Genomic DNA, 11,849 nt, shown 5'->3' with positions numbered 1-11,849 from the left:
GGAGACTACCACCTCTGCTGTAGATGGGCAACCTGAAATAGTAAGTGGTGTCGCTGAATCAAGAATCACAGATGGGTGAGAATCCCGCGCTGTAATTTTTAATTCAGCGCCGGGAGTATGTCAAAAATAGATAATGTAGCTTTAATAAAATTTAAAACTTTTACATTATCAAATATATTTCAATGAATAAATGAACCTTCAAATTGAACAAGGGAATTGGGTAGAGGAACCGTCGAATTTGGAACCTATGGGAGTTGGGGCAATTGAGGTGGAGATTAAACTCCACCCAGATTGATTAATCTTAAAGATGAGCCGTGGAACATTAAACCCAATAGTGAACAGGGGTAGACAAAAGTAACTATCCCTTACTCCCTGCTAACCTCTACCTTAGGAGGATAAAAAATATAATTTTTTTTGTAAATTTTGTAAAATTTAAACATAGTTAAAAACTCTGTTCATCAAGAAAAAAACTCTTCAAACAGCAAAAAAATCACTAGAGAATAACTATGAGTCCCCTGAAGAAAACCTACGTTTTAAAGTTGTACGTTGCTGGAAATACTCCTAATTCTGTGCGGGCGCTAAAGACACTCAAAGAAATCCTTGAGCAAGAATTTCAAGGAGTTTATGCCCTAAAAGTAATAGATGTACTAAAAAATCCTCAATTAGCAGAAGAGGATAAAATATTGGCCACACCAACTTTGTCAAAAATATTACCCCCACCTGTGAGAAAAATTATTGGGGATCTTTCAGATAGAGAAAAAGTATTAATTGGATTAGATCTACTTTATGAGGAACTCAATGAAGACGAATTTAATCTCTAAAATGAACTTCTTGATACAATTAACATAAATTTTAGTATTTTGTGATATAAGTACTCTGGACATAGTCGTGATTTTTATTGAGGTATGGCATATAGACTTTTGCCTTCAAGCAAAAGCCAGAGAGCAGACTTCTCTGTGTTCTACCAAAATTAAAAATGCCATAAACTGTACATTATGGTGCGACAATCCTGATATATGTAGATATACTTATATATTTGTGGATAGCTAAAATTTTTTTAATATTCCAAAGATAAAAATATGAATGAAAATAGTGAACCTATTAAAAGAGATGAAATAGCAACAGTAGGAGTTGAAAAGATTCGGACCATGATTGAGGGGTTTGACGACATCAGTCATGGAGGAATGCCAGTTGGCAGAACCACATTAGTAAGTGGTACATCTGGAACTGGTAAAACATTGCTTGCTATTCAATTTCTTTATAATGGAATTATCTATTTTGATGAACCAGGAGTATTTGTAACCTTTGAAGAATCTCCCCACGATATTATTAAAAACGCCTACAGTTTTGGTTGGAATTTACAGAAATTAGTTAATGATGGGAAATTATTTATATTAGACGCTTCTCCCGATCCAGAGGGACAAGATATAGTAGGAAATTTTGACTTATCTGCCTTAATAGAAAGAATTCAATATGCCATTCGTAAATACAAAGCAAGAAGAGTTTCTATTGATTCAGTAACTGCTGTATTTCAACAATATGATGCTGCTTCTGTAGTCAGAAGAGAAATATTTCGTTTAGTTGCCCGACTCAAACAAGTTGGTGCAACTACAATTATGACTACTGAAAGAGTAGAAGAATATGGTCCAGTAGCCAGATTTGGAGTAGAAGAATTTGTCTCGGATAATGTTGTTATAGTTCGTAATGCTCTAGAAGGCGAGCGTAGAAGGCGAACCATGGAAATCTTAAAACTTAGGGGGACAACCCACATGAAGGGGGAATATCCATTTACGATTACTAATGATGGTGTAAATATATTCCCACTAGGAGCAATGCGACTGACTCAACGTTCTTCAAATGTTAGAGTTTCTTCTGGAGATGAAGTTCTAGATAAAATGTGTGGAGGTGGTTTCTTTAAAGATTCAATCATATTAGCAACTGGAGCTACAGGTACAGGAAAAACTCTTTTAGTAAGTAAATTCTTAGAAAATGGTTGTACAAATAATGAACCTGCGATGCTTTTTGCTTATGAAGAATCTCGTGCTCAATTATTTCGTAATGCCTATTCTTGGGGTATAGATTTTGAAGAATTAGAAAAAAAGGGATTATTAAGAATCTTGTGTAGCTACCCAGAATCAGCAGGTTTAGAAGACCACTTACAAATTATTAAATCAGAAATTGCCGACTTTAAACCTTCTAGAATAGCTATTGATTCTCTATCTGCTTTAGCAAGAGGAGTAAGTAATAATGCCTTTAGACAATTTGTGATTGGGGTAACTGGTTTTGCCAAGCAAGAAGAAATAACAGGATTTTTTACTAATACGACCGATCAATTTATGGGGTCTCATTCTATTACGAATACTCATATTTCGACTATTACCGATACAATCATAATGCTACAGTATGTGGAAATTCGTGGTGAAATGTCCCGCGCTATTAATGTCTTCAAAATGCGTGGTTCATGGCATGATAAAGGAATTAGAGAATATACAATAACATCAAATGGTCCTGAGATCAAAGATTCCTTCCGTAGCTATGAAAGAATTATTAGTGGTTCTCCTACTAGAATTGTAGTTAACGAGAAAAGTGAATTATCTAGAATTATACAGGGAGTTCAAGAGAAGGCACCAGAAGAATAGGATAGAATTTTAACAATTAATAATTAACTATTACCTTTACCTTTAATTGAAAAGAAGAGGATTTACTAAAAGGAAAAATTTTTCTTGTTTGCTGCTTGTATAGTGAAGGTCCGTGGTATAGAGGCACAAGCTTGAAATCGTGTCGGGTAGCATCGTTGTTGTATAGCAAAGGTAGGCAACAGCTCTGGAAGGCAGGAAGGCTTAATGCCAATTTCATAAAATATTGCTACAGTCTCGACACGGGCAACAGGCAACAGGGAACAGACAACAGGGAACAGACAACAGGGAAAGAAAAACTGGATAAAAAAGAGGAAAAAATGCTTAATTTTGACATTTGATGGATATATACAATTTTTAATTGTAGCAATAAATCACAAATTAAGATGTAACTACCTTTTTTTGAATTTGGTATAAGAGCAAGAAAAAAAACTTAAATTTCCTATAGATATCCACGCTAACTTTTACACAAACGATTGCCTTCGGACATGATATTAAACCTTGATTGTCCGTTCATTAATGGATAATGGATAATGGATAATGGATAATTACCTCTGGTTAAAACCGTTCTTGATTGAACATAAGGAAATATTATTTCTTTATTTTCCCCTTGAAAGGGGAGGCTTTTAACCTGAATTATTTAATTAATAATGATTAATGATTAATTATTCGGTCAAATAAAATTTGATATGGCGATCGCCTTTGTGCGAATTAAAAGTAATAAGTACCTATACAAATATATCCATTCAATTTTCATTAAGAGCTGATTTATAAAATAAATATTAAGAGGCTGAATCTCTGGCAATACAAGGGTTTTGGGAGTATTAGTCCAATAAGGCCTAAATCCCTGAGAGTTAGATGAAATAAGGGTTTTAGCGCGAGTTAAAAATCAGCTCTAAGACTGGGACTTTCACTTCAAAGTAGATATGCTTAAATCAGAAGTAGTCTAGTCCACTAAAGTCAAAACTAATATAGTCAACATTTTACAGAGACTGGAAAAGGATAAAATTAAGGTATAAATTAAGAATAAGTATATAAATGGTTTTAATTATCTAAGATCATCTAATTAAATTTAGGAATCAAAAATGATTACCAAAAACATAAACTTAACTAATACCTAGATGATTTGATTTTATGGGCGGTACTGGATTTGAACCAGTGACATCCTGCTTGTAAGGCAGGCGCTCTACCGCTGAGCTAACCGCCCAACTTTTATAAGTATAACACATCTTACTAAATATGCAAGTAAAAAAAAGTATCTTTTATCTGCTAAGTTTGATAAATAGATTATGCATTTTTTGGCCTAGATTAAATCTGCTATGCCCAGTGGTAGCACCCATGACCGGATAACCTTGTGGAGTTTACCCATAGTAACAAGCTTAAGCTTTGGGTTAATTCGTAGTACCCACTTAACCTTATTTGTTTCTGGGAGTTTTTTGTTCAGTGGGCTAATGTTTGGCCCAGATCTGGACATTAATTCTCGGCAATTTCAACGATGGGGTTGGTTTAAGTGGCTTTGGCGACCCTACCAAACAAGTCTGAATCATCGCTCCTTTTTATCTCACGGACCTATAATTGGTACTGCACTACGACTGCTGTATATTTTGACATGGCTGGGAATGGTGGTTGTATTTGGTTTAATTATAGATGAATTACTGGGGCTGGAATGGAGTATTTTAGGGTTTGTTGAAAGCTTATGGCAATCGCTTTCCCTGCATTATCAAGAAGTAATCGCTTTATTAGTGGGTCTAGAACTTGGTGCAATGAGTCATTCTGTTAGTGACTGGAGTAGTTCAGCTTACAAACGCTTCAAAACGAAAGGTTTATCTAGCTTAATTCCCAAAGTTAAACCTCACAAACAGCGACGTAAGTCCACTCCCGGTAAATCAACTTCCCCAAAAGTCGTTCCTCCTAGAAGTCGTCGTACTCAGAAATAAAATTAGTTGATTCAAGAAGTTAGAAGCAGAAAATTAGCTTGAATAGTTAAGCAATATTTAGGGTTCGCTGAATAAATCTGAAAACAGTTGATTTGTTATTTGAAGAAAGTTGATGATAATTTTTGATGCTCATCATTAATATTCAACTATAAGTTGAGGCGATTACTCCTTATACAGTTCTATTTTAGATATTTGTGGTTCATTCATTTGAAAAGCGCTGTAATATCATGTCCGGTTATATACCTAAAGTTTGATGAAAGGGAGACAGAGAACAGGAGTTATCAGGAAGAAGGGTTCCCTCTAATTGTGACGTAATTTTATACACTAACGATGCTACCAGAGATGATATAATTTATCCAGAGCTAACCTTAACTAAGGAGAACGCGATCGCGGCCTTTAATTTTAGCTTGATAAAGTGCTCGATCTGCTTCAGAAATTAATGCTTCTCGTGAGCCACCCAGTTGAGGTACAGTTGTGGCGAGTCCTAAACTTAAAGTTACAACTTTTGAGGCAACAGAAGCTTGATGAATAATATTTAATGACTTGACATGAGAACGAATTTTTTCAGCTACAGAAACAGCATCAATAGCATTTATCTTGGGTAAAACTATAGCAAATTCTTCTCCTCCATAACGAGCTACTAAATTTTCCTTATTTGTTTGAAGTGACATTTGAACAGCTTGATTGATTGCCAAAGCTACTTGTTTGAGACATTTATCTCCAGCTTGATGACCATAAGTGTCATTGTAACCTTTAAAACAATCAATATCTGCCATGATGAGGGATATAGAGTTCTGCTCTTTAGACGTTTGGAACCATTGTTGAGCTAGATATTGGTCAAATCTTCTACGATTAGCAACTTGAGTCAAAGCATCTAAAGAAGCTTGAAGTTCTAATTCTTGGTGAGCTGTCTCCAATTCTTGATAAAGTTCATGGAGTAAATTACTGGCCAATTCATGAATATGACATTGAGCTATTAGCAGATGATGGACATCTAAAATTCTGTAGACATAGGGTTCGATTTCAACCACAATTAGTTCATAAGCTTGGTTAGTTGCTCTTTGTCAAGTGGTACTACTAGCTTCTACAACTGTAGTATTGCCAGGCATAAGCAAAAAATCTGTATAAGCGAATTCATACAAAGTCTTTAAAGACCTTTTCAAAAATAGTTCTCGTCCAAAAAGGCAACTCAGAGACTCCAAAAACCGCTGTCGGGAAATCATTCCTGAGATATGTCCCTCTTAAGTTAAGATTATTCCTGGCAATCTTGGTTCAGCTTCCAGTCTCAAAGCAGCTACTTCTCCTGATTGATTACTATCAACATAAATTTTGTACAGTTAACTCCTGAAAAGTTTTTGGCAGGGAGTTTTCAAGAGGTGTTAAGATCAAGGACTTAAAGCTAGATAAGTTAACCATAAAACTTAAATATTATTTATTTGTCGAAAGAAATTGTATATACCTAGAGAGGCTAATTATTCTAGATTACTTTAGTATATACTCACATTGTAAATATTATGTATAGTTATTTAAAAAATTAATATCGATCCCTAGGCGATTATTGAACCAAAGAAAATACTTAGGAAAAAAAGTTTAAAGAGTAAATCTAAAGTAAATATAAAGATGGCATCAACGCTGACAAATCAGTTGAATAATGCTTTCACCCTCTTTCTTAGTTTATTGGTAGAAGCAATACCATTTTTACTGTTGGGGGTGATTTTATCCGGAATATTACAGTGGTTTATTGATGAACGTAAATTAATTACATATCTGCCTAAAAACCCTCTTTTAGGAGCATTTGTAGGTAGTTTAGTTGGTTTTTTGTTCCCGGTATGTGAATGTGGTAATGTTCCGGTTGCTCGACGTTTATTACTACAAGGTGTGCCAGTTTCAGTAGCAATTGGTTTTTTATTGGCAGCTCCAACAGTAAATCCCATAGTAATCTGGGCCACTTGGACTGCTTTTAGAGACCAACCAGAAATAGTGGTGTTACGAGTGGTATTTTCTCTAGCAATAGCAACAATTATTGGTTGGGTATTCAGCGTACAAAAGGATATGCGACCATTATTGCAACCTAAAACTGCTCGTCTATTGCCTAGACCTCAACAGTCAGTTTCTCAAAAAGTTGAAACTTCTCCTCTTTTACAGTCAGGAACATTTTTTCTAGGTCAATCTACCACGTCTATGCCCCTGGAGTCTATCCCACTTTGGCAAGTAGAAGCTAGTACTATTAATCAAAGTCCACTAGGTGTGAGTAGTCAAACCACTTCTAACAAAGATATGAGTTGGAAATCTCTGTTCGTTGCACCTGATCGACAGCGACTTTTATCTTTGTTAAATAGTATGGTGCAAGAGTTACAAGACTTAGGTGGAGTGTTAGTTATTGGTAGCGCGATCGCTGCAATGATTCAGGTTGCTGCACCCCGTGAATTTATTCTGAGTCTTGGTCAGAGTCCTATTAGTTCAATTATTGCTATGCTGACTTTGGCAGCAGTGGTTTCTATTTGTTCGACTGTGGATGCTTTTTTTGCTTTGTCATTTGCTGCAACTTTTACCAGTGGTTCCCTATTAGCTTTTTTGGTTTTTGGACCGATGATTGATATCAAAGCTGTTGGTTTATTATTATCAGTATTTCGGTCGCGGGTTGTAATTTATTTAATGGTATTGGCAGCACAATTAACATTTATTATGGCTTTGATTGTGAATTTATATTTGAGTTAAATTAACTTATAGCAGGGAACAGGGAACAGTCAACAGGCAACAGTAGGAGTAGGAGTAGGAAAATTCTCTGTCTAAGCTTGATCATTAGCATAAGTAAAACATCAACAATAAAACACCAACTCGTTCCTTGCTATATTATTCACATAAGTGGGGCAATTTTAATCAAGGGAACAGGGAACAGGCAACAGTAGGATTAGGAGCAGGAAAATTCTCTGTCTAAGCTTGATCATTAGCATAAGTAAAACATCAACAATAAAACACCAACTCGTTCCTTGCTATATTATTCACATAAGTGGGGCAATTTTAATCAGATGAAAGTTTACAAGTCACTTTTTTCCCTACTCAAAAAATATAGTTCTTGGATAGATGCTATAGCAATTTTTGTTTGGGGTTTTATGTTATTGCATTATTGGATGACAAGCAAGTTATACATATTAATTCATCCTCGTTATTTTGGTTTAACAGTGGGAGCTGGAATTGCTTTACTCTTATTAGGTGGATTGAAAATTTTAGAGTTATGGAGTATTAGCAAAAGTCAAAGATTTAAGAGACAATCAAAACAAGTATTAACCAGTATTGAAAATCAGCATATTAATCTTTTCCCTCCTGGTTGGAGTAGTGGTTTATTATTAATATCAGCTCTACTGGCATTGATGATTACTCCTCAAGTTTTTGCTAGTAAAACAGCATTACAAAGAGGTTTAACAGAATCTTTACCAGTGACTAGAACTCAACCTCAAGAATTTCGTAGTGGTACTAAACCAGAAGAGCGATCACTGATTGAATGGATTAGAATTTTAAATGTTTATCCAGAACCAGATGCTTATAATGAGCAAAAAGTTGAAGTAACTGGGTTTGTAATTTATCCTCCTGGATTATCTGAGCAATATTTTTGGATATCTAGATTTATTTTGACTTGTTGTGCTGCTGATGCTTATCCAGTAGGATTACCAGTTAAATTACCAGAAGGCAGAAGTCGGAGTAAATATCCTCAAGATGGTTGGTTGAAAGTTGAAGGTAAAATGATTACTGATGAGCTGAATAGTCAACGTAAACTAACAATTTCGCCATCTAAGATTGAACCAATTCCTAAGCCGAAAAATCCTTATGATTATTGAAGAAGGAAGAAGGAAGAAGTGGACGGAGACTCAAACCACAAGAAATTTTAAACACTATGTAGACGGTGGGATATTAAACTCAAAAGAAAAAGATAATATTATCTCCGCTTAATCATAGATATCACAAATAATCCTCTATAAATATTAAGAATAAGTCTTCAAACGGTAGTAAACACTATTATGATTAAGCACAATTTTCAACTCGTCCGAAACTTTTATCAAAATAATTGGGTTGCGCAACCCCACCTTTTAAGGCGAAATATTTTTTTAGGGTTGCTCAAAATCCCTGTAACAAAAATAACTTCTGATTTATGACTTCTGACTTCCTTCTTTAACTGTGGGGTATAAAGGAAAAATAAATGGTAAATTTAAGAAAAAAAATTAATCATCTATTTCGCGAAAATCAAGACATTCTTTTAGAGGAATTACGACAACCTTTGGACAGAGTTGCTATTACTTTGATTCTCGGCTTAACGGTGTTAATTTGTCTGTTATTTGTGAGTGGTGGAAGTACAACTCCAAAAGTTAAAGACTTTAGCTGGCAAGACAAAAAAATAGGAGCTGAAGATACAGCTTTTATACTAAATTTTAATCGACCCATGAACCATGCAAGTGTTGAAAAAAATTTAACAATAGAACCACCTTTACCAGGAAAAGTGAGTTGGGCGGGTCGTAGAATGGCTTATACAATTTTAGAACCTGCTCCCTATGGTAATCAGTATAAAGTGAAATTATCAGGGGCAAAAGAAAAGTTTTATGGCTTGGATCAAGGGGAGGTAATGCAGCCTTTTCAAGGTCTATTTAGAAGTCGCGATCGCGCATTTGCTTATATAGGTTTTCAAGGAGAGGAAAAAGGCAGATTAATCTTAATTAATTTAACTAAAAAGCAACGGCCTATAATACTAAGTCCGAAAAATTTAGAAGTAATGGACTTTAAATTTTTTCCCCAAGGTGAAAAGATTTTATTTTCGGCAGTTGAAAAGCAAAATGAAGTTCCGACTCTGATAGAACAACAAATATATACTGTGACAACTGGGATTAATTTTACTCCTGGAGATTCCCAATTAAAATCATTAGAAGCTGCAGGTAAAATTGAAAAAGTTCTTGATAATTTAGAATACCAAAACTTGAAATTTGATTTATCTGCTGATGGTCAAAAAATTGTCATTCAACGGGTAAATAGAAAAGATGTTTTTGATTCCGGTCCGTGGGTATTAGAATTAGAAAAAGAAGCACAACCTTTAACAAATAAAGATGGAATAATTCAAAAAGGTGGAGACTTTTTAATTACCCCAGATAGCAAAAGTTTAGTAATTTTACAAGGAGAAGGAACCTCCATTTTACCAATAAATCCAGAAACAGATTCAGAGGATTTAATATTCTTACCAAAATTTGGAACAGTATTGAATTTTTCTCCTGATGGCTCCATGGCAACCATGGTAAAATATAATCAAGATGGGACGCGATCGCTTTATATTGTGACTAATCAAGGTCAGGAGCGAGAGGTATTAAGAACTCGTCCTTATGGTAATATTCTCAGTGCAGAATTTGACCCGAATAAAAGAATTCTTTATTGTTTATTAACTCAAGTAGTAGAGAAGGAAGAAGAATATCAAGAACAACCTTATATCGCAGCATTTTATCTTAAGAGAAATTTGTTAAGACCTTTGGTTATTTTGCCAAACCAACAGGAAGTTAATATGGATTTATCACCAGATGGTTTAGCATTATTATTTGACCAAATGGTGACAATATCAAATCAAGAAGAACAAGAACAAGAAAATACAAAAAACACTAGAAAAATTAGTCGTTTATGGATGTTACCTTTAGACTCAAAAATGCCAGAAGATGATTCCCAGTGGCAACTTAAACCAGAAGAGTTGCCTCTAACTGGTATTCATCCTAAGTGGTTGCCTTAGCTATTCTATTTATATTAAGTCAGGTACATCAGTAATTTTGAAGAAAAAGTCAGAATTCAGTAGTCAGAAAAATGCGGTCGATGGAGATTCTCACCTCACCAAGCGTATTTGCAGCGTCTAGACGGTGGGGTATTAAACCCATAAGGGATAAAGATAAAGCTCAATTTAACAACTAATAATTAACAATTAATAATTATTCGGTCAGGAAGAAGGAAGAAGATTTAAAATCAAGAAAAAGTAGATATTACCTAAGTTTTTACACCAACGATACCAAAGGACATGATATTATACCAATTTGATAAATATTTGCTACAAATAACTAGGTTATTTCTTAGAATTAAACCCACCCCTAACCTCTCCCAGGAGGGGAAGTTACCGAGTCATAATTAATAGCTTTAATACTATTTATTAGGTTGTAATTTATCTTTTTCGTCCAAGGGGCATCTCCTTTAAAGCCTTTGAACTGCCCAAATTAATTCGTAACATTCTTTTCCCAAATTGGTATTATCAATTTTTTCCCTAGAGTGATACCTACTCCTGCGATATAAAATTAACCCTTATTGTTAATGTGAAAATTAACTTGTAACTCTGTACTTAACTCACCTAAATAAGTTAACAACCCATAAATAAAAACCACACATCCCATCATTTCCATTACTTCTTCTACGGTGGCTAACATTGCGTAAACTAAATTCTGCTGACCATCAATTCCATCATAGTAACTTCCGACCATTTCCATACCCAATGCACCACCCACATATAAACTAATAGCAATTAAGAAATATCGACGCAGTTGGTTTGGTAAATAGAGTATAAATTTCCAATATTTCCAGATAAAAATTACTACTAAAACTGTTCCAGGAATTACCCACACTGAATGCCATAAACTGGGAAGATTTAGAGTATCTGCTAAGTCATCAATAATCAAAATTTCATGGATACTAGCTACTTCGTCAAGTGCTAATAGAAAGAAGATAATTGAGAGAATTTGCCACTTTCGCCAGAAACGCTCAGACTGTGATTTTTTTATTGCAAAAATTCCGCGAATAATTAATCCACAAGATATTAACATTAAAGCTGAATACCAAGTTGGAATATTCATTTCCCGGTCGAGATTAAATAATCTTGTCCAGGGTTCGCGGTAATCAAAAATGTATTTACCTATTTGAATGGCGATGCTGCATATAGTTAAAAATATCACGCCAAAAGTTAAGTATTTAGCAATTTTAAAGGGAGAAATTGTGATTTGAAATTTCATTTACAGTAGTTTTGGGAGAATAGGGAATAGGGATGAAGATTATACCTCACTATCTTAAAACCCACATTCCGCACGACAAAATGTAGTATGCAAAGATGGTAAAAGTTGAGTAAGTATTTAGACTGATAGTATGGTGTAAGAAGCGATATAGCTGCCGCTAGGCTCCGCCAACGCAAATCATCAGTTGCCGGAACTTACCTTACCAATAGACATCTCCAAAAATTGCCAAAGTTTCTCTATCACGCTTCGCGATATAGCTGCCG

Annotated in this window: 9 protein-coding genes and 1 tRNA gene; 7 read left to right on the top strand and 3 right to left on the bottom strand. The window is 34.8% G+C overall.

Going from position 1 to position 11,849, the window contains the following annotated elements; genetic code table 11:
• The first annotated feature begins 506 nt into the window (after window positions 1–506).
• Together kaiB and kaiC are read left to right on the top strand one after the other, a co-directional pair.
• The gene (gene kaiB, locus F6K06_RS32135; protein WP_124155262.1) at window positions 507–821 is read left to right on the top strand and encodes a circadian clock protein KaiB; all 315 of its coding nucleotides are present in this window, start codon (window positions 507–509) and stop codon (window positions 819–821) included.
• Between the two features lie 258 nt (window positions 822–1,079).
• Window positions 1,080–2,639, top strand: coding sequence for a circadian clock protein KaiC (kaiC, locus tag F6K06_RS32130; protein ID WP_287244873.1), 1,560 nt, complete (start codon window positions 1,080–1,082; stop codon window positions 2,637–2,639).
• A 1,132-nt stretch (window positions 2,640–3,771) separates the two neighbouring features.
• Here the strand turns inward: kaiC and F6K06_RS32125 are convergent.
• Window positions 3,772–3,843: transfer RNA gene (locus tag F6K06_RS32125), tRNA-Val, on the bottom strand.
• 112 nt (window positions 3,844–3,955) lie between these two features.
• Here F6K06_RS32125 and F6K06_RS32120 point away from each other — a divergent pair.
• Complete coding sequence (locus F6K06_RS32120; RefSeq protein ID WP_287244870.1) at window positions 3,956–4,573, top strand: metal-binding protein; 618 nt, start codon at window positions 3,956–3,958, stop codon at window positions 4,571–4,573.
• A 368-nt stretch (window positions 4,574–4,941) separates the two neighbouring features.
• On the opposite strand, the gene F6K06_RS32115 is transcribed toward F6K06_RS32120, so the two are convergent.
• Window positions 4,942–5,604, bottom strand: a complete 663-nt coding sequence (locus F6K06_RS32115; RefSeq protein ID WP_287244867.1) for a diguanylate cyclase — start codon at window positions 5,602–5,604, stop codon at window positions 4,942–4,944.
• 589 nt (window positions 5,605–6,193) lie between these two features.
• Between F6K06_RS32115 and F6K06_RS32110 the strand changes: the two genes are divergently transcribed.
• The 4 genes from F6K06_RS32110 to F6K06_RS32095 all read left to right on the top strand — a co-directional run bounded on the left by F6K06_RS32110 (window position 6,194) and on the right by F6K06_RS32095 (window position 10,328).
• Window positions 6,194–7,291, top strand: a complete 1,098-nt coding sequence (locus F6K06_RS32110; protein WP_124147143.1) for a permease — start codon at window positions 6,194–6,196, stop codon at window positions 7,289–7,291.
• Window positions 7,292–7,602: 311 nt separating this feature from the next.
• Complete coding sequence (locus tag F6K06_RS32105; protein WP_287244863.1) at window positions 7,603–8,409, top strand: TIGR03943 family putative permease subunit; 807 nt, start codon at window positions 7,603–7,605, stop codon at window positions 8,407–8,409.
• Window positions 8,399–8,521: a hypothetical protein gene (locus tag F6K06_RS32100; RefSeq protein ID WP_282433659.1), complete on the top strand. Its 123-nt coding sequence runs from the start codon at window positions 8,399–8,401 to the stop codon at window positions 8,519–8,521. The genes F6K06_RS32105 and F6K06_RS32100 overlap by 11 nt, the downstream gene beginning before the upstream one ends.
• A 247-nt stretch (window positions 8,522–8,768) precedes the next feature.
• Window positions 8,769–10,328 (top strand): hypothetical protein, encoded by a 1,560-nt coding sequence (locus F6K06_RS32095; protein WP_124147141.1) that lies wholly within the window; start codon window positions 8,769–8,771, stop codon window positions 10,326–10,328.
• 550 nt (window positions 10,329–10,878) lie between these two features.
• On the opposite strand, the gene F6K06_RS32090 is transcribed toward F6K06_RS32095, so the two are convergent.
• Window positions 10,879–11,586 (bottom strand): hypothetical protein, encoded by a 708-nt coding sequence (locus tag F6K06_RS32090; RefSeq protein WP_124147140.1) that lies wholly within the window; start codon window positions 11,584–11,586, stop codon window positions 10,879–10,881.
• Window positions 11,587–11,849: the final 263 nt, after the last annotated feature.

Source organism: Okeania sp. SIO1H4, from assembly GCF_010672695.1.
GTDB lineage: Bacteria > Cyanobacteriota > Cyanobacteriia > Cyanobacteriales > Microcoleaceae > Okeania > Okeania hirsuta.
This window is presented reverse-complemented; position numbering and strand designations above follow the sequence as displayed.

Excerpts from the sequence above, each read along its gene's own strand:
- kaiB (WP_124155262.1), top strand. The coding sequence starts at position 507 with ATGAGTCCCCTGAAGAAAACCTACGTTTTAAAGTTGTACGTTGCTGGA.
- kaiC (WP_287244873.1), top strand. The coding sequence starts at position 1,080 with ATGAATGAAAATAGTGAACCTATTAAAAGAGATGAAATAGCAACAGTA.
- F6K06_RS32120 (WP_287244870.1), top strand. The coding sequence starts at position 3,956 with ATGCCCAGTGGTAGCACCCATGACCGGATAACCTTGTGGAGTTTACCC.
- F6K06_RS32110 (WP_124147143.1), top strand. The coding sequence starts at position 6,194 with ATGGCATCAACGCTGACAAATCAGTTGAATAATGCTTTCACCCTCTTT.
- F6K06_RS32105 (WP_287244863.1), top strand. The coding sequence starts at position 7,603 with ATGAAAGTTTACAAGTCACTTTTTTCCCTACTCAAAAAATATAGTTCT.
- F6K06_RS32100 (WP_282433659.1), top strand. The coding sequence starts at position 8,399 with ATGATTATTGAAGAAGGAAGAAGGAAGAAGTGGACGGAGACTCAAACC.
- F6K06_RS32095 (WP_124147141.1), top strand. The coding sequence starts at position 8,769 with ATGGTAAATTTAAGAAAAAAAATTAATCATCTATTTCGCGAAAATCAA.
- F6K06_RS32090 (WP_124147140.1), bottom strand. The coding sequence starts at position 11,586 with ATGAAATTTCAAATCACAATTTCTCCCTTTAAAATTGCTAAATACTTA.